Origin of the sequence: Microbacterium sp. JAI119 (assembly GCF_013410135.1) — a bacterium.
Classification (GTDB): Bacteria; Actinomycetota; Actinomycetes; order Actinomycetales; family Microbacteriaceae; genus Microbacterium; species Microbacterium oxydans.
Genome location: NZ_JACCCK010000001.1, coordinates 1,652,044 through 1,668,697 on the forward strand (window position 1 = coordinate 1,652,044; position 16,654 = coordinate 1,668,697).

Annotated in this window: 17 protein-coding genes, 1 tRNA gene and 1 pseudogene; 7 read left to right on the forward strand and 12 right to left on the reverse strand. The window is 65.5% G+C overall.

The features are described 5' to 3' along the window. Positions 1-55 precede the first annotated feature (55 nt). The 7 genes from HDC31_RS07955 to HDC31_RS07985 all read left to right on the forward strand — a co-directional run bounded on the left by HDC31_RS07955 (position 56) and on the right by HDC31_RS07985 (position 5,744). The gene (locus tag HDC31_RS07955) at positions 56-832 is read left to right on the forward strand and encodes a fumarylacetoacetate hydrolase family protein (protein ID WP_058630567.1); all 777 of its coding nucleotides are present in this window, start codon (positions 56-58) and stop codon (positions 830-832) included. Further along, complete coding sequence (locus HDC31_RS07960; protein WP_058630568.1) at positions 829-2,088, forward strand: MFS transporter; 1,260 nt, start codon at positions 829-831, stop codon at positions 2,086-2,088. The genes HDC31_RS07955 and HDC31_RS07960 overlap by 4 nt, the downstream gene beginning before the upstream one ends. Then, on the forward strand, positions 2,085-2,849 hold the full coding sequence (locus tag HDC31_RS07965; RefSeq protein WP_179515955.1) for a class I SAM-dependent methyltransferase: 765 nt from the start codon (positions 2,085-2,087) through the stop codon (positions 2,847-2,849). The genes HDC31_RS07960 and HDC31_RS07965 overlap by 4 nt, the downstream gene beginning before the upstream one ends. Before the next feature lie 55 nt (positions 2,850-2,904). Next, complete coding sequence (locus HDC31_RS07970; protein ID WP_113681888.1) at positions 2,905-3,465, forward strand: hypothetical protein; 561 nt, start codon at positions 2,905-2,907, stop codon at positions 3,463-3,465. Positions 3,466-3,518: 53 nt separating this feature from the next. Then, a complete protein-coding gene (gene gltX / locus HDC31_RS07975; protein WP_113681889.1) occupies positions 3,519-5,024 on the forward strand; it encodes a glutamate--tRNA ligase in 1,506 nt (501 codons plus the stop codon). 101 nt (positions 5,025-5,125) lie between these two features. Next, positions 5,126-5,200: transfer RNA gene (locus HDC31_RS07980), tRNA-Gln, on the forward strand. Positions 5,201-5,300: 100 nt separating this feature from the next. Further along, complete coding sequence (locus tag HDC31_RS07985; RefSeq protein WP_179515956.1) at positions 5,301-5,744, forward strand: hypothetical protein; 444 nt, start codon at positions 5,301-5,303, stop codon at positions 5,742-5,744. 69 nt (positions 5,745-5,813) lie between these two features. Here the strand turns inward: HDC31_RS07985 and HDC31_RS20560 are convergent. The 12 genes and pseudogenes from HDC31_RS20560 to HDC31_RS08050 all read right to left on the reverse strand — a co-directional run. After that, positions 5,814-7,127 (reverse strand): annotated as a pseudogene (locus HDC31_RS20560) (recombinase family protein); the annotation flags it as partial. A gap of 353 nt (positions 7,128-7,480) precedes the next feature. Beyond that, positions 7,481-8,299, reverse strand: coding sequence for a hypothetical protein (locus HDC31_RS08000; protein WP_179515957.1), 819 nt, complete (start codon positions 8,297-8,299; stop codon positions 7,481-7,483). Continuing rightward, positions 8,296-8,610 carry a hypothetical protein gene (locus HDC31_RS08005; protein ID WP_179515958.1) on the reverse strand — a complete coding sequence of 105 codons (315 nt, stop codon included), beginning with the start codon at positions 8,608-8,610 and terminating at the stop codon, positions 8,296-8,298. Before HDC31_RS08005 ends, HDC31_RS08000 begins: the two co-directional genes overlap by 4 nt. Positions 8,611-8,624: 14 nt before the next feature. Continuing rightward, the gene (locus HDC31_RS08010; RefSeq protein ID WP_179515959.1) at positions 8,625-9,458 is read right to left on the reverse strand and encodes a replication-relaxation family protein; all 834 of its coding nucleotides are present in this window, start codon (positions 9,456-9,458) and stop codon (positions 8,625-8,627) included. A gap of 178 nt (positions 9,459-9,636) precedes the next feature. Further along, on the reverse strand, positions 9,637-11,784 hold the full coding sequence (locus tag HDC31_RS08015) for a type IV secretory system conjugative DNA transfer family protein (RefSeq protein WP_179515960.1): 2,148 nt from the start codon (positions 11,782-11,784) through the stop codon (positions 9,637-9,639). Further along, complete coding sequence (locus HDC31_RS08020) at positions 11,777-12,136, reverse strand: hypothetical protein (protein ID WP_179515961.1); 360 nt, start codon at positions 12,134-12,136, stop codon at positions 11,777-11,779. The genes HDC31_RS08015 and HDC31_RS08020 overlap by 8 nt, the downstream gene beginning before the upstream one ends. A gap of 2 nt (positions 12,137-12,138) precedes the next feature. Beyond that, complete coding sequence (locus HDC31_RS08025) at positions 12,139-12,339, reverse strand: hypothetical protein (RefSeq protein ID WP_179515962.1); 201 nt, start codon at positions 12,337-12,339, stop codon at positions 12,139-12,141. Positions 12,340-12,342: 3 nt separating this feature from the next. Then, positions 12,343-13,008 (reverse strand): MT-A70 family methyltransferase, encoded by a 666-nt coding sequence (locus HDC31_RS08030; RefSeq protein ID WP_179515963.1) that lies wholly within the window; start codon positions 13,006-13,008, stop codon positions 12,343-12,345. Between the two features lie 155 nt (positions 13,009-13,163). Beyond that, the gene (locus HDC31_RS08035) at positions 13,164-13,892 is read right to left on the reverse strand and encodes a hypothetical protein (RefSeq protein ID WP_179515964.1); all 729 of its coding nucleotides are present in this window, start codon (positions 13,890-13,892) and stop codon (positions 13,164-13,166) included. After that, positions 13,889-14,959: a hypothetical protein gene (locus tag HDC31_RS08040; RefSeq protein WP_179515965.1), complete on the reverse strand. Its 1,071-nt coding sequence runs from the start codon at positions 14,957-14,959 to the stop codon at positions 13,889-13,891. The genes HDC31_RS08035 and HDC31_RS08040 overlap by 4 nt, the downstream gene beginning before the upstream one ends. Positions 14,960-14,964: 5 nt before the next feature. Continuing rightward, positions 14,965-15,816 (reverse strand): hypothetical protein, encoded by an 852-nt coding sequence (locus HDC31_RS08045; RefSeq protein WP_179515966.1) that lies wholly within the window; start codon positions 15,814-15,816, stop codon positions 14,965-14,967. 168 nt (positions 15,817-15,984) lie between these two features. Beyond that, positions 15,985-16,584, reverse strand: coding sequence for a hypothetical protein (locus HDC31_RS08050; protein ID WP_179515967.1), 600 nt, complete (start codon positions 16,582-16,584; stop codon positions 15,985-15,987). Positions 16,585-16,654 lie beyond the last annotated feature (70 nt).

Consider the following 16,654-nt stretch of genomic DNA (forward strand, 5'->3'; position numbering starts at 1 on the left):
GTCTCGGAGGTTGCTGGGGCTCCAGGCCTGGCGAGGCGCTCGATAGGCTGATCCCATGAAGATCGCCCGGTTCAGCCACGACGAAGCCATCATGTACGGGATCATCGACGAGCGTGAGCTCGTGGTGCTCGCCGGAGACCCGATGTTCACGGGGTACGAGACCACCGGTGCCCGCGTGCCGCTCGCGGATGCCGCTCTGCTCGCTCCGGTGATCCCGCGGTCCAAGGTCGTCTGCGTCGGCAAGAACTACCACGATCACGCGGCGGAGATGGGGGGAGAGGCCCCAGAGGAGCCGCTGCTGTTCCTCAAGCCGAACACCTCGGTGATCGGGCCCGGAGACACGATCGTGCGTCCGGCGATCTCCGAGCGCACCGAGTACGAGGGTGAGCTCGTGGTGGTGATCGGCAAGATCGCGAAGAACGTGAAGGCAGAGAACGCACTCGACTACGTGCTCGGATACACGATCGGCAACGACGTCACCGCGCGTGACCTCCAGCGCAAGGACGGTCAGTGGTCGCGGGCCAAAGGCTTCGACACCTTCTGCCCGCTCGGTCCCGTGATCGAGACGGACTTCGATCCGGCGCAGGCCACGATCGAGACACGGGTGAACGGCGAGGTGCGGCAGCAGGCGCCACTCACCGACATGATCCACTCGGTGCCGGCGATCATCGAGTACGCGTCGGCGGTGTTCACGCTGCTTCCGGGCGACGTCATCATGACGGGGACTCCGGCGGGCGTGGGCACGTTCGTGGCGGGAGACGTCGTCGAGGTCGAGATCTCCGGACTCGGCATCCTTCGCAACACCGTGCGCGACGCCGTTCCCGCGTCATGACCGATGTCGCCCTGACGGCGACGCAGCAGCAGGCGGTTCAGCGACGTACCGTCCTGGTCCTGTCGCTGGGGCAGGTGCTCGGCGGGATCGCCTTCGGTGCCACCGTCTCCCTCGGCGCCCTCCTCGCGGCGGACATCTCGGGCAACGATGCCCTCTCCGGTCTCGCGACAGCTTCCGTCACACTGGGAGCGGCCGCGTGCGCCATCCCGCTCGCACGTCTCGCCGCCCGTGTCGGGCGTCGTCGTGCGCTCACTCTCGGCAACCTGTTCGCCCTGGTGGGCATCGCGGTGGTCATCCTCGCCGCGTCTCTGCGGATCTTCCCGATGCTGCTCGTCGGCATCCTGATGATCGGGGCCGGCAACGCGGGAAACCTGCAGTCGCGGTTCGCGGCGACCGATCTCGCCGCGCCGCAGCACCGCGGACGAGACCTGTCCATCGTCGTCTGGTCGACCACGATCGGCGGGGTCGCCGGTCCGCTGCTTCTCGGGCCGGGGGAGATCGTCGGCCAGGCGGTGGGGATGCCGCCGCAGACGGGTTCGTACCTCTTCTCCTTCGTCGCGCAGTGCGCTGCGCTCGTGCTGTACGTCGTCGCTCTGCGTCCGGATCCGCTGCTCGCGGCGCAGCGTCTCGCGAAGGCCTCGGCTTCGACGGACGGGGCGGTGGCCGTGGATCGGCCGCGCGTCGCCCGGTACGCGATCTTCGCGATCGCCGGATCCCACGTGGTCATGGCCTCGGTCATGGCCATGACTCCGGTGCATCTCTCGCACATGGCGCACGGTGCCGGGGGCATGGCAGCGACCCCCGCCGATGTGTCAGCGCTCGTGGGGATCACGATCGCGTTGCACGTGGGCGGCATGTACGCCCTCTCGCCCGTCTTCGGCGTGCTGGCCGACCGCTGGGGCAGGCTCCAGGTGGTGCTGCTCGGACAGGTGCTGCTCGCCGGTGCTCTGGCGTTCGCGGTGTTCACGGGGACGGAGGCCTGGGGTGTGATGGTCGCGCTCATCCTGCTCGGACTGGGATGGAGCGCGGCGACGGTGGCCGGTGCCGCCCTTCTCACGGAGTCGTCCGCACCCGAGCTCCGCACACGGAGGCAAGGGCGCAGCGATTCCCTGATGAGCTTGTCCGCGGCGGCGGGATCGGTGCTGGCGGGCGTGGTGCTGGCGAACTTCCAGTACGCGGGACTCGGCGTGGCGGCCTTCGTCCTGGTCATCGCGATCGTGGCGCTGTCCCCGCTCGCCCGCTCCGGCTCCCGATGAAGGACTGGGCCGGCGTCGGCGCGGCGTATTCCGCATCGTACGCCGCGCTCTGCGCAGGGACCTTCCCGGCGATGCAGCTCGGCCTCGGCGCACCGCGAGGGCGCAGTCTGCTCGACGTCGGCGCGGGTGACGGCAGGCTCGCTGCAGCCTGGGCCGACGCGGGATGGCGCGTGCAGGCGTGCGAGCCGGAGGCGTCCATGCGCGCGGTGTCGCGCCGCGACCGTCCGCAGATCGTCACGATCGATGCGGGGCTGCCGGATCTCCCGTTCGCCGACGGCGCGGTCGATGTGGTCGTCGCGAACTTCGTCTTGAACCATGTCGGCTCCCCACGCAGGTCGGCGGCCGAGCTGCGGCGCGTGAGTCGTGGCCCCGTGGTCGCGACGATCTGGACGCTGTCGCCCTCATGGTTCTGGGCGGAGGTCGCTGAACGCGCGGGAGTGGCGCCGTTCGCCGGTGCGAAGCTCCCTGCCGACGAGGAATTCGAGCGGAGCGCCGCCGGCTTCGCGCAGATGCTGCGGGACGCGGGCCTGGAGCGCGTGACCGCCGCCGAGCACGGCTGGACCTGGCACGCGGACCCGAATGCACTCTGGCGTTCGGTCGAAGGGGGCGTGGCCGGTGCCGGTGCTCTCTACGCCCGGCTCGGACACGATGATCGTCGGCGATTCCGTGCAGCGTTCGAGCTCATCGTGGACGAGCGCAGCGTCCAAGGCCTCCTGCCCCTGGAGCATCGTGCGGCGGTCGCCGTGAGCATGTCGCCCTGAGCATGTCGCCCTGGGTTCCGGCGGATGCGTTGCGCACTGCGCTACGGTCAGAGCCATGTCCTCTCTCGCCGGACGGATCGCCGCAGGTGCCGTGCTCGCCGCCACCGTCGGTGTTCTCGCCGGGTGCGCGCCGAGCATCGGGACCCTGATGAGGGACAGCCTCGCCGACTCCGTGGAAGATGCGCAGGACGTGCTGTGGGAGGACCGCGACCAGATGATCGAGGATCCGGAAGCGACCGTCGCCGGACTCGACTTCATCGTTGATGCGCGAGGCGGGGCGGACACCGGCAGCCACCTCTACACCCTGCTGGCCGTCGAGGAGGCCGGGGACGGCGTGGCCCTGACGCTCGCGGTGGAAGGCGGGGCGGAGACCGGCGGAGGGCTCTGGTACCAGCAGTCGACCGCCGTCACGTGCGTCGACTTCGTCTTCCCTGAGGCTGCCGCCGAGATCCGCACGGAGGGCGCTGCCTGCGGTGACGCCGTTGATGCGGCCAGCTACGACGAGGTCGTCCCGTTCTCAGACCTTCAGGTGCGGGAGACGGTGACGGCGGCGGATCACCCGCCTCCGATCTGCCAGTGTCACAGCGGTGGCGATTGCGACTGCCCAGGAGGCTGAGCCCTCGCGCCCGCCGACGGGCGAACGCGCGGTCCCCGTAGAATCGAAGGGCTATGGCTACCCCTCACCCCCTCACCACGACCGTCAGTGGTGCCGACGTCCGCGTCCGCTTCTGCCCCTCGCCGACCGGTCTGCCGCATGTCGGCATGGTCCGCACGGCTCTCTACAACTGGGCGTACGCCCGTCACAACGGCGGGAAGATGGTGTTCCGCATCGAGGACACCGATGCCGCCCGTGACAGCGAGGAGAGCTTCCGCCAGCTGGTGGACGCGCTCACCTGGCTCAAGATCGATTGGGATGAGGGTGTCGAGGTCGGTGGACCCCACGCTCCGTACCGGCAGTCGGAGCGCCACGACATCTACCGCGAGGTGATCGACAAGCTCATCGCCACGGGAGCCCTCTACGAGAGCTACTCCACTGCCGACGAGATCGACGCGCGCAACGAGGCCGCCGGGCGCGCCAAGCAGCTCGGTTACGACAACTTCGACCGCGACCTCACCGACGAGCAGAAGGCGGCGTTCCGTGCGGAGGGTCGTCAGCCGGCGCTGCGCCTTCGGGTGCCGGACGAAGACGTCACGTATGTGGACCTCATCCGCGGCGAGGTGACCTTCCCCGCAGGATCGTTCCCCGACTTCGTGGTCGTGCGCCCGAACGGTGTGCCGCTGTACACGTTCGTGAATCCGGTCGACGACGCGCTCATGGGCATCACGCACGTGCTGCGTGGTGAAGACCTGATGCCGTCCACCGCCCGGCAGCTCTCGCTGTATGCGGCTCTCATCGATGCGGGTGTGACGACGTTCGTCCCGCGGTTCGCGCATATGCCGTTGGTGCTGGGGGAGACCGGCAACAAGAAGCTCTCCAAGCGCGACCCGCAGGCGGATCTGTTCCTGCACCGCGACCGCGGCTTCATCCCCGAGGGACTGCTGAACTACCTCGCCCTGCTCGGCTGGTCGATCGGACATGACCGCGACGTGTTCTCGCTCGACGAGTTCACCGCCGCGTTCGACATCGTCGACGTGAACCCGAACCCGGCGCGCTTCGACCAGAAGAAGGCCGAGTCGATCAACGGCGACCACATCCGGATGCTCGGCGAGAAGGACTTCGCCGAGCGGACGATCCCGTACCTCGCCGCAGCCGGACTCTTCGACGAGCCGACGCACGAACAGCTGGTGACGGCATTCCGCGTCGCGCCTCTCGTGCAGGAGCGGGTGCAGCTGCTCGGCGAGGTGCCCGGCATGGTGGGCTTCCTGTTCACCGATGAGGTCTCGTACGCGGAGGACGCCCTCAAGGGCCTTCCGGCAAATGCTGCCGAGGTGCTCGACGCGTGCGTCGTGGCTCTCGAGCCCCTCGACGACTTCACCCCGGAGAAGATCCAGGAGGCCCTCGCCGCGGAGCTCGTCGAGAGGCTCGAGCTCAAGCCGCGCATCGCCTACGGTCCGCCCCGTGTCGCCATCACCGGCCGCCGGGTCTCGCCGCCGCTGTTCGAATCGATGGAGCTGCTGGGCAAGGAGGAGTCGCTGCGTCGGCTCCGCTCGCTCTCGGTGTTCCTGGCCGGCTGAGTCGCGACGCGCCCGGGCGGCGGTCCTCGGTCCACCGGTTTTGGTGTTCCGCCGCCGCTCGGGTAGGCTGGACTCTCGGTGCGAGGCCCTGGTTTCGCCCTTGGGGTATGGTGTAATTGGCAACACGACGGTTTCTGGTTCCGTTATTCTTGGTTCGAGTCCAGGTACCCCAGCCACATCGTAGTTACTCAAACCCTGGTCAAATGAACTGGCTCTGGGATTGACTGAAACCAAGCTCCCCGCATCAATGCGGGGAGCTTCTTTCGTCTCCGGGTGATGCTGCGAGTGCTCCAGTCCGACTCTTCCTTGGAGCTCGCGCAGGATGTTGTTTGCCTCGTGCCGCTCCGACGTGATCCGGAGACCCTCGTCGGTTATGTAGACGACGAGCTTCGAGAAGAATGCCGTCAGAAGCTCTCGTCGAACAGCATCGGAGGCGTTCTCGTAGAGTGCGCCAGGGTTCACCAAGAGCTCGAGATAGGCCAGTGCGCCGTCGGCGCCATGCTTGAGGCGATCGGCCGTGAACTCGAGTTTCTCCTCGATGGCGGAACGTTGGAGGGCCGTCTTCTCGATGCGTGTCCGGATCTTGCTCATCGGCAGGGAGCCGGTTGCCGCGAGCTCGATAAGACGTTCTTCCTGTGCTTCGAGCTTCTCGAGCTGTTTCTTGAGCTGTGCCTTCACGTCCCGATCCTGGGCGAGGATGTTCGCGACCGACGCGGCTAAGGCATCCCGCATGCTGGTGATCACCTCGGCGGTTAGGCGCTCGCTCGCGACGACTGGGACGATTGCAGCTTCGATCTGATCGACGCGAATATTCGGCATCGAACAGAGCCAGCGCTGATGGGCCGCACAGATGAGGTATTCGTAGGTTCCACCGCGTCCGGTGTTCTTGCTGTAGAGGAGGCGGCTCGTGCGGCCTGCATCACGGCACTCGCCGCAGAACAGCAGACCCTTGAGGTAGTGGAAGTGGACGATGTCGCGCGTCCCATCGCGCTTACGCATGTCGAGCACTTCTTGAACTTTCAGGAACGTCTCCTTGGAGACGATTGCCTCGTGCCGTCCTACGTAGAGTGCGCCCTTGTAGCGGATCACCCCGGTGTAATACGGATCGCGCAGCATGGTCGCGAGACGGCTCGTGCTGACCGATCGCCCAACGTAGGTGGGTGACGGGCGGGTGGTAAACCCCTGAGCCTCGAGAAGCCTCTGGAGACGAGCGATGGAGTAGCGACCCGTCGCGTACTGCTCGAACGCCCACGCGACGAGTGGTGCTCGTTCCGGGTCGACATCAATGGTGTTGACGAGTCGGCCCCCGAAGTCCTTTCGGACGTTGAGATAACCGATCTTGGCCCGCCCGACTGACCCGCCCTGTTCCACTTTGTGCGCCATCTTGACCTTGACGTCCTCGCCGTTCATACGGACTTGGACTTCGTTCATGATGTCGGTGATGGCTTCCATGGCGTCGGCCATGTACCCCTCTCCGAACTCCTCCTTGGCGGAGATGAGTCTCACGCCCTTCTCGAGGAGTTGGCGTTTCGTGATCGCGGCGTCTGTGAAGTTGCGGAAGACGCGCGAGCGCATGTAGATGACGACGAACTTCACTTCTGGGTGATCATCGACGTAGCGCAAGAGCTTCTTGAACTCGTTGCGCTTTGAGATGGTTTGGGCGGATTGGCCCGGCTCTACGAACTCCTTTGCGACAGTGACGCCGAGCTCGCGTACCTTGCGCAGTGTCTCGACGCGCTGAGTCGCGATGCTGTTGCCGTCCTCATCGATGTCCGCGGCAGTGTGTAGCTGCCTGGGCGTCGATACGCGCAAATACACGAGGGCTTGCGCCGCCGCGGCTGGTGTATCTTCTAGCTCGCCGGTTGTCGGCGACTGCATGAGATGCTCGAGGCCATCGAGCGAGTTCACGGCAGCCGTCGGCTCCGCGGTGATGGCTACAGTTTGGGGCATTGTCGGGTTCCCTCCTCCGTTACGGTCCTCCGGATTAACCCTCTGTTTGGCCTCAAAGTCCAGCCCTGCTTCGGCACTCCGGGCCATTTCGCCCCCTCCCCGTAGGGGTCGGGCGTTGTTGTAGAAATCTCCTCGGATGTCATGGTCAGGCATGGCATTTCTCCGTCCTCAGGAATCGGTGGCGTAGGGCGAAACGGCGTTAGGCGTCGGCCCCGTGTGGGCTGCCTGAACGCGCAGGCGGGCCAGACGGCGGCCTTGCGGCTTCCGCGCGGGAAACGGCCTCGTGTGGGCGGACAGGGGCACCCGCCTGACCTTGCTCGGTCGCCGCCAATCCGGACGCTCGGACAACGTCGAAGTCTTCCTGGGCGAGGCGTAGGAGCGCGCTCCCCAAGTGGTGCAGATCGATCTCTTTGAGCCGCTCGGGGGAGATGGCGACTCGCCGTTTCGTGAGCAGACGAGCTGTCCGGCGTGGTGCACGATGATTGCCGGGCGGCCGAAACTCAGGATCACTTGGTGAAGGCATGGAGCACCCCCTCTCCCTCGACGAGGTCGTACAGGTCGGCCAGGCGCTCGAGGAGCGGCGCAAGGTTCCACTCGAGTGCCTCGGTCTCGATGCCGCGGTCGATGCACCAGTCGGCGAGTTCTTGCTCCCAGTCGCCGTAGGGGCTGAGTGCTCGTAGTGCCGCTTCTTCGTCGGGGTAGGTTCCGGCGAAGGCTTCGTGGAAGCTCTCCATGATGTTGTCAGCGCCGATGCTGACGTCGGGGAGCGACAAGAATGCCTGGAGGGCGGGATCCTCGGGGAGCCGCAGATCTGTCAGGAGTTCGACCAGCGCGTCCTCGTTCCCACTGTGCCAGCTCGCCGGGACGTGGACGAGGAAGCGTTCGTCCCCGATGCGGATGCTTGTCCGGACGAGGAGCTGTTCCAGTTTCGGGGGCTGGTGCTCGTTCATGAAGCGTCGGCCGCTGCCCGTGTTCTCGCGTTGGACGAGGTAGGTGCCGAGCCAGTCGATCCATTCCTTGGTGACTGCGTCGGCGCGTTCGTCACCGTAGAGGTCCAGGTACTCGTCGCGCAGGCTCAGGTAGTGGCCCTCGCCGTTACGGCCGAAGCCTGCGAGGGAGGATTCCCGCCCGTAGGCACGTCCCAGGACATGAGCGATGCAGCGGGCGGTGACCTCGCTGACTTCCGTCCCTGCTGCCATGGCCTGGGCGAGTCCCTCGGCGATGCGGTCAGAGAACTTGTTGCGGGCGACTTCGAGGCGTCGCCAGTCCGGTTCTTCCGGTCGGGCCGCTTCGCGCGCTACGGGGCGGGGTTCGTGTTCATTCACGATCGGCCTCCACGGGTGACGATGTACTTGCCGAGTGCATCGACCCAGCCTTCGCGCTCCAGAGGCACGGTGACCTCGTTGAGTTCGGCGAGCGCTGCTTCGGCATCGAGTTCGCCGGATGCGGCGAAGTGCTCGAGGGCGGTGCCGGGGCCCTCGTGCATGGTGGCGGCGAGGAGCCGGGCGATGCCTTCGTCGGCGACGTCGTTTCTGCCTTCGCTCCAGTCATCGAGGATGGCGAGCGCGGTGTGGGCTTGGTCGAGAGACGCGGGGAGCGTCTGGTCGAAGTCGAGTTCTGATGGTGTTGTGGTCATGGTGAAACCTCCTTTCAGGTATCGGATGATGTGAGGAAGCCGCTGACCGCCTGCATGGCGTTGCTGGCTTCCGCGATGGTGAACAGCGCGCCGGGAAGCTCCTTCTCGCGACTGATCGCGGTGTGAAGCTTGCGTGCCCGGTCGTGGTCTGGGACGACCCAGAGCACTGCGGGGAAGACGCCGCTTTGGTGTTGCTCGATGCCGGTCTGTCGGTAGAACTGGTAGGTGCGGCACTTCTTGATGACGGCGGGGAGATGCTCTGTGCCGCGGTCGATCTCCACGAAGACGTGGGCCTCCAGCTCAGCGTTCGCGACCACGACCGCCAAGTCGGGCTTGAGCATGGTGTTCCCGCTCGTGGTCTGGAACGCGCGCCAGCAAGAGGGCTCGGTCGTGAGTTCCAGGACGTCGAGGGTGCCGGTGGTCTCGCATTCACGCAACTGGGCCGCGAAGGATGCGACGTCCAGGGTGTGTGCGAGGAAGGGACGAGACGGGATAACGTATCGACGCCGGGAAGGATCTCCGCGCCGTGCGCGCAGTAGACGCTCTCCGGTCGCACCGAGGTGCCACGTCGTGCCAGCCGACCCTCTCGTGGCACCACCGACGGAGCGGCCCTCGATACGTGCGATGAAACCGTCGGCTTCGAGGCGAAGCAGGACACGGTTACAGAGCCTGGTTGCGGTCTGCTGCGTGCGATGAAGTCCGTGCGGCCCTGCCGGGAAGTGCAGCCGTTGGATCAGCCGAGTTGTGAGTGCGCGGAACTGCTCGAGGCTGCCGAGGACCTGAGCATCACGGACGGTGAGTTTGGCTTCGAGCTGCTCGATCTTGTAGGGCGTCCAGCGGTCGCTCATGAGGTGCCTCCGCTGGCGGAGCCGTCTGCCCGCGGCCCGCTCGAATGAGCGGGAGTTCCATCCCAGATGGGGCGGAGGAGGCCGAAATGATGCGGCTGGAAGGTGTTTGTCAGTGCTGCGACGGGCGCATCGACTCGTACACTTCGGTTCACACTTAGTCGCTTCCTCAACGGCAGGTTCATGCTCGCCTCCGCTTCAGATGCGAGCTTGATGATGCTGCGGTCGGATTTTCGGACGTCGGGGTTTTCGAGGACTCAGGCGTCGGGGTGTCTATTGACCGTTGGTGCCTCTGTCGAGACGCGTCGAGAAGCATGGCCCCGTGTCCCCGCCGGACGGGCGGCGGCAGCGTTCGGGCTGAGAACCAACCGCTGGAACCCTGGCTGGTGAGCAGATTGGCATAGACCTCGTACTTAGGGAGCTCGAGCACGTCCTCGGCGCTGAACTGTGTGGTCTGCCGTGCGATCAGGCGAGCCTCTTTCGCACCCGCCGCGAAGGCGATCTTGCTCTTCGTGTTCTCTCCGACGGCATCGGCAAGGTCCGTACCGAGTTGGTAGTACCCCTGGCCGAACAGCGCCCACCCGACGCCGAAGCTGCGACAGATCTCCAGCGCCTCATCAATCGGAATCGGCAGGTGGAGAAACTTCCTCACCTCATCGACATAGACGAACCCAGGCGTCTTCTTTGGGTCCTTCTCGGAGGCGCGCTCCTGCGCGGCCATGAAGACCTCGGCACAGATGAAGCCGCCCACCAGCTGGCTGGTCTGAACACCGCTGAGCGCGTCGTTCAGCGCGACCAGTACGATCTTGTTCGACTTCCAGATGTCGCGGAGCCGGAACGCCGGGTCGGACTCTCCGAGCACGGCCGTCACGCCTCTGCGCATCAGGTAACGGCGCAGCTTGTTCATCGGTGCGGCGATCTCATGCTCGCGCTGAGCGGGGTTCAGGCCTTCGTACCGAGCCCAGAAGCGGGCGATCTCCGCTTCTGAACTCACGGCACCGACGACTCCGCGTCGGAACGAGTCGTCCGTGAGGAGCTTCGGGATGTCGAGGATCGTGTGCGGTTTGTTCCTGCGCTGCCCGTCGATGGCGAGCGTAAGCAGCGATGCGTGCAGGATGTCCTCTGTTCGAGGCCCCCACCCATCGTTGAACACGGCCTTGAAGACAGCCATGCAACTATCGACGACTGCGTAGGCGTCCCGCCCACGCGCATCGAGAGGATTGAATCGAGCGGTCCCGTCGGGGTCCGCCGGGTTGAAGATCTCCAACCGGTCGCCGACGTCGGGGCCGAGGCAATCCGTCAGGTACTCCACCAGCTGCCCCTTCGGGTCGACCAGCACCACCGGACGGTCAGCCTCGACGTCAGATAACAGGAGCGGTGCCAGTACGGCCTCCGACTTACCTGATCCGGTTGGTGCCATGACCGACAGGTGGCTGAGACGCGCGTCCGCCGTCAGACCGATCAACCGCTCCGGGCCGGGTGTCGTGCCGACAGCGAAGACAGACTCGCCCCCACTGACGGTCTTCGGCACAGGGAGCCGCTTGGGGTGAAGTCGCTGCACTCCGGGGAACTCACCTTGACCGACAGGCCAGCCGAGTAGCGGAACCAGTTCGTCAGGAGTGACCTGGAGACCAGGCTTCGTCGCCCTCGCCGCATGGACGGCGTTTGCGACGTCCCGAGTGAGCCGCAACGTGACTCCGGCGCTCTGCAACGACTGGAGGCTTCCGAAGAACGCATGGGCGAGCGCTGCACGGCGGCGGGAGTCTGCCGCATGGACGCCGATGCGAAGCGTGACGGCGAGACGGATATCGCTGGCATGTGCTTGGAGCCGGCGGCGGGTCTCTGTACTCGCCGTCTTCGTGCCGTTCCATAGGCGCGACGACGTCGACTGCAGCGGATCTGGAACCTCGGGATGCACTGGCTCGGGGGAGCGGGCCCGCCCGAGTACTGCCTGTAGGACGAGCGTCTCGCCCGCCTTCCGCGTGGCGAGCGTGCCATAGATCGCCGAGATGATCGCTTCCGGGTTGGGTGTGCCCAACGTGAGGCCTTGGCGTGACGCGCTGATGCAACCGCTCGACGTCACCGGAGTACGGATGGCGCTGTCGAAGATGATGTCGGGAAGCGCGTGTGCCAGCAGATGCTTGAGCGTGTGCACGGCAGTCGGTGCACAGCCGAGGATGTGCTGGATCCCGGCATCGTCGGCGCGGATCTCGAACGCGAGCGGCCGTGGAACATCCGACGCGGCGAGGCGGACGAGTAGCTGCCGCACCGAGTCGGTCTCGATGGGACGCGGAATGTACAGCCGCGTGAAGACGAACGGGCTAGACATGGGGGTTCCCTTCCGGCGCTGCCAGACGCGCCTGATGTTCGGCATGCGCTATCGCCTCTTTGCGGGCTTGTTCGAGGCCGACGCGGGTGATGACCGCCGCGACCCTCGACGGGCTGAGCGCAGGGTCAACACCGGCGCACATCCAGACGCGGCGGTCGCGCTTCCGGTAGCTCCTGCGGTTGGTTCGTTTGGTCATGAAGGGCACCTCCTTTCCGAGTTGTTGATGTGCACCTCGCGAGGCGCCGTGGCGGCAGAATTCGCGGAGGGGACGACGTGTTATGAACGCATGGTCACGATTTGTCAATGGTTGTTGTGCATTCCACATCGACCCGACAGAGATGATCGTGCTCATGCTCACCAGTGCCGGTCTCGCCACCAGCGCAGCCCGTAGATGATGCAGGCCACCAACAGGGCGATGACCGCAGCGAGGACGAGCCAACCCCAGAATCGCTCGAGGAGCGACACGGCGAGCCAGAGCGCGATGACTGCGCCGAGCAGCAGCAGACAACTGTGGAAGAGGCGCGTCATGAGGGGCTTGGGCTTGTCGTCGGCCACGGCTCAGCCCTCGCCTTCTTCGCTGGGCTCGTCCTGTCGGGAGTAGTCGCTCGGCACGGGGTAACCCCAGGGCGCCAGCGAGACATCGCTCTCGATTTCGTTCCCCCACACCGACCAGTTCGGAACAGGCGGACGACGGCGAGCGAACAGCTCGAGCTTCTTGGTATCTCGACCGCTCACGCGATCGACCACGCTGTAGATCTCATCGGGCTTGACAGAGTGCTCGAGCAGCGGCCAGTACGCCCAGGTGGGCTGGGATTTGAACAGCACCGGTGCCTTACCCCGGGTGCCGAAGAGCACATGCTCGGTGGCGTTACGCAGGTAGTTGCCCAGCGTGAAGCGCGGCTTGATCCAGGTCAGCGGAGAGCGCGGGGTGAAACCCCAGGCCTCCATGACGTCGTAGCCATCGCGGAGGGTCGCGTTGGTTACCCAGAGCCAGAGGTGGGCGTCGTCGTCCGTCAGCGCCTTCACCGCATCGCCCATGCCCTTGATCTGTTCCAGCGTCATGAGGTCGTAGTGCTCGCTGGCGCCGCGAGCGCCGGTCTGATGCTTCATCCATGCTGGATCCGCCATCACACATCCGAATCGCTGTGGCGGAGCCGCCGCGCAGGGCTCTGTTTCTGCCCGCAGCTTGTCGGTTGGGACAGAAGCGGTGGTGTTGGTGGTCATGGTGAGCCTCCTTCTCCGCCCGTGGTTATGGCGGGCAGACGGATGAGTAAGAACGGGTCGGGCGAAGTTGTCAATGAGCGAGTCGCTCCGGAACGGGGGTGAGATTCGCGTCCGTAGGGTCTGCGACTGGTGCAGGCAGGAGATGGGGTGCTCAGTCATGGCAGCGCCTGCTTTCCCCCACGCACGCTGTGAAGTACCGAGTACCGCACAGCTCGCCGGGTCGCCGTCAGTGAACGATGGATTGCTGCAGCGAAGGAGCCCGGCGCGTCGCGCTCGGAGAGCGGCGTGACGGTGACGTGGTCTGCTCCGAGTAGGTCGAGTGGTGTGCGTCCGCCCAGGACGACGGCATGCACCTCGCCGGGGAAGGCGACGAGCCGCGACAGCACGCGCTGCGGGTCGGTGTCGGTGAGCTCGAAGTCCGAGAACACCGTCAGACGCACATCGTGACCAGGATGGGCCGCGGCGAGCCGCTCGGCCTCGGTGAGGCTCGGGAGGAGGTCACTGGTGCCGATGCCCCGACGCGGTGTGCACAGAGACGGGTCGACCTTCTGCCCGAGACGTTGCTCCGTCAGCGCGTGAACGCCCGAGGCGCCGTGTGGATGGTCGAAGTGCAGGACGGCGAGCTTGGAACGGCTGCTGCGACTCCAGTTCGCGACCAGGCGGATGGCCTTCCTTGCCTCGGAGAAGCGGTTCCCGACTGGGTCGGAACCGAACGCCGCCGTAACGGAACCGGAATCGTCGAAGTCGACGATGTCGAGGCAGGGTCGCTTCGGATCGAGACCTGGCCAGCCGAGTTCGACCCAAGGCTCGGCCACGAAGCGTTCCGCGCGCAGGGGCAGGACGCCACCAGGGAGAACGCCGGAGGGCTGGATATAGGCGCTCACTTCGCACCACCCCGCCGCGCGGTCTGACCGATGGCCGCCGAATTGGGCGCCAGACCATGTCCGACAACCTGCGGATTGCGGCGCAGGATGCCGAACCGCAGCGCCTTCAAGTGGTGTCGTGCCGCCTCGCCACGGTCGCGGTGCTCTGCGACGAGCAAATCGGACTCCACGAGGGCTTCCTCACGACGCTTCCACGCGGCGCTCGCTGCGAGACGCTGATGACGGGCGACCTCGCGTTCATAGTCGGCGTCCGCGTTGTCGAGCAGGTCGGCGATGTCATCGGCGTACATGTACGACTCGATCCAGCTGGCCGCGGCGATCGACGCAGCGATCCCGCCGAACACGAGACCGACGATCGGATCTTCAACCACAGACCGCAAGGCGAAGATGGCGGTGGCGATCGTGCCGGCTGTGGCGACTGATACCCAGGTAAGTGCCTTGATGAACGGCCAGCCACGATCTGGAGCTTCGAAGAGATGCGCGTACGGCTGCTGTTTCTCGGGCAACTCCTCGAATGGACGAACACGCCGGTCACGGTTGCGGACATCCCGCACCTCAATACCGGAGAGGCCAGCTGCAACGGTTGCCGTTGCGGCAGAGACAGCCATGACGACAGCGATGGCGGGCAGTTCGCCCATCCAGATCGCCGCACCTGCGATCCCGGTCACGTCGCCCACGAGCAGCGCTCCCTTAGCCAGGAAGTGCCAGGGCTTGCTCCTTGCCGGGCGACGGCGGAAAGAGGCCAATGCATCAGTGGTTTCGATGTGGCGCCGCTGTGCTGCTTCCAGCATTGGGAGGTGTCCGTCGACGAGGCGTCTGCCACCTTCAGCCGCGGGTGCGAGACCTGCGGCTTCGGCCTTCGAGGCGCGAGATGCTTCGGTGCCGGTCGCGGCGAAGAGAGCGGGCTGCTCGTCCTCGAGTGCGCGGTTCTCCATCTCGGCGTAGGTGTCGCCGATAGTGGTGGGACGAGGAAGCGCGGCAGCTTCATCTATGCGGGGGAGGGCGATCTGCTCTGCCCTGCCGTCCGCTTCGGCGGCGGCGATCATCGGGTCGGTATCTTTCGGCATGATCGTTACTCCCCGTCCGTGACGACGAGGCACCGTTCGGCCTGGGTCTTCTCGCAGAGGCGCGTGTAGAACGCCTTCATGCCCTCAATGAACTCCGACGGCAACGGGTCGCCGGCCACTCGGCCGATCCCGACGACGGACAGACTGCTTTCGGAAAGATCCGGCACCGTGACCGCGTCTGCAAGTGCGGAGGCTTCGTCGGGTGTGAGCGAGTGATCGAAGACGATGCCCTGGTTAGTGACGCCATCGGTGAGGGCGACAGCTTCGAAGCGCATGTCCGGACGCAGTGCCTTGGCCTCGCCGAATACCCGATACACACCGACAACATCGGTGCCGCCAGAGGGAAGCGCCGCGACGGCGGGCTCGTAGCCGCTGGTGACCTGCGTCATGACCTCCTCGACGACGTCGGGGACCTGACGGAGTCGGGCTAGGTCGGTCGAGCCGTCGATTTGGATGTCGGCGTCGTAGATGGGCACGGTCACCGAGTTGGTGGCGAACGCGGTGACGGTGAGGTGCCCTCCGCAGACGGCGACGCGCTCGACCACCGTCTTGATGGCCGTGAGGCGCTCGTTGATGATGGCTTCGGCGCTGCTCGTTGCGCTGCCGTCGGTGGTGACGTAGGCGTTGACGAGCTGATCTTTCGGGCAGTTCTGGTGGAGCGACTGGAGGCGGCCCAGATCGCCAGGAGCCTGTGCGTTGCAGCTTGCCAGGAGTGTGACCCCGGCTGCCAGTGTGAAAGCTGCCAGCGTGCGGGATATGGCGCGACGCGTCCTCGATGGTCGCGTTGTCGAAGGAGACGGGGCGGGCGGGTGCGCTGTCGGTGTTGCTTCCGATGCGAGGCTGGTGGTCGTGTTCATGTTGCTCAGCCTCAGTGCGGGCCGTGACAGACGCGACGGCGCTTCCATGTCACCGTGTCAGTGTTGTGCCACGCTGCTGGACAATGACCTGTTGGTTCGAGAAAAAGAGAATGCCCGCACCGAGAGAATCGGTGCGGGCAAGCGGCCCAGAATGTAGATGGTGTGGTTTCAGCGCTGCTGCCGGGATGGCTTCGCGCCGTAGAGACGTTCGGCCTCGCTGATGAACAGCTCCGTGTCGTCGAGATGATCGATGACCTTACCGTCGTCGCGGAGACCGAAGTTGAGCTCGTCGAGCATCGCGAGGTACTCCTGGAGGCAGCAATACGTCCAGCGATAGGACGCGTCGCGCACCCCGGGGACACCGTCTTCGATCAGGGCGAACAGCCCCGAACTCTCGATAATCACCGTCACCGGCTCATGCCAGGACGGTGGCATCGAGCGCAGAAGCTGTGGGAGCGTGATCTGCTCCCACAGTGACTGCTGGTGCTCGATGCTGAGATAGGCGATGACGGGGTGATATCCCCGAACGGTTCCGTCTGTCATCGCCTGCGCGACTCTGCTGGCGATGGTGTACAGGTCGCGTATCGTGTGGTCGTAGTTCCCGCGTGCGTAGAGCTTGTCCATCACGCTGAACAGCGCCAGGACCAGGTGTCGCTCGAACAGAAACCGCTGATACTTCCTCCGCTCATCATCTTCTGACGAACGAGGAATCTTGTACCGCGCGGCGACCGTGTGGGTCGAATCGTCTGACAAATTGTGTTGGGCCATGAGGTGGCCTCCCTTGCATGTGAAGGGGCCGCCCTCATGGAGACATTATATCATTAATGATAATTATTGT

What these genes read in the sequence shown, in the direction of transcription:
- HDC31_RS07955 (WP_058630567.1), top strand. Translation starts at nt 56, where the DNA reads ATGAAGATCGCCCGGTTCAGCCACGACGAAGCCATCATGTACGGGATC.
- HDC31_RS07960 (WP_058630568.1), top strand. Translation starts at nt 829, where the DNA reads ATGACCGATGTCGCCCTGACGGCGACGCAGCAGCAGGCGGTTCAGCGA.
- HDC31_RS07965 (WP_179515955.1), top strand. Translation starts at nt 2,085, where the DNA reads ATGAAGGACTGGGCCGGCGTCGGCGCGGCGTATTCCGCATCGTACGCC.
- HDC31_RS07970 (WP_113681888.1), top strand. Translation starts at nt 2,905, where the DNA reads ATGTCCTCTCTCGCCGGACGGATCGCCGCAGGTGCCGTGCTCGCCGCC.
- gltX (WP_113681889.1), top strand. Translation starts at nt 3,519, where the DNA reads ATGGCTACCCCTCACCCCCTCACCACGACCGTCAGTGGTGCCGACGTC.
- HDC31_RS07985 (WP_179515956.1), top strand. Translation starts at nt 5,301, where the DNA reads ATGCTGCGAGTGCTCCAGTCCGACTCTTCCTTGGAGCTCGCGCAGGAT.
- HDC31_RS08005 (WP_179515958.1), bottom strand. Translation starts at nt 8,610, where the DNA reads ATGACCACAACACCATCAGAACTCGACTTCGACCAGACGCTCCCCGCG.
- HDC31_RS08010 (WP_179515959.1), bottom strand. Translation starts at nt 9,458, where the DNA reads ATGAGCGACCGCTGGACGCCCTACAAGATCGAGCAGCTCGAAGCCAAA.
- HDC31_RS08015 (WP_179515960.1), bottom strand. Translation starts at nt 11,784, where the DNA reads ATGTCTAGCCCGTTCGTCTTCACGCGGCTGTACATTCCGCGTCCCATC.
- HDC31_RS08020 (WP_179515961.1), bottom strand. Translation starts at nt 12,136, where the DNA reads ATGAGCACGATCATCTCTGTCGGGTCGATGTGGAATGCACAACAACCA.
- HDC31_RS08030 (WP_179515963.1), bottom strand. Translation starts at nt 13,008, where the DNA reads ATGACCACCAACACCACCGCTTCTGTCCCAACCGACAAGCTGCGGGCA.
- HDC31_RS08040 (WP_179515965.1), bottom strand. Translation starts at nt 14,959, where the DNA reads ATGCCGAAAGATACCGACCCGATGATCGCCGCCGCCGAAGCGGACGGC.
- HDC31_RS08045 (WP_179515966.1), bottom strand. Translation starts at nt 15,816, where the DNA reads ATGAACACGACCACCAGCCTCGCATCGGAAGCAACACCGACAGCGCAC.
- HDC31_RS08050 (WP_179515967.1), bottom strand. Translation starts at nt 16,584, where the DNA reads ATGGCCCAACACAATTTGTCAGACGATTCGACCCACACGGTCGCCGCG.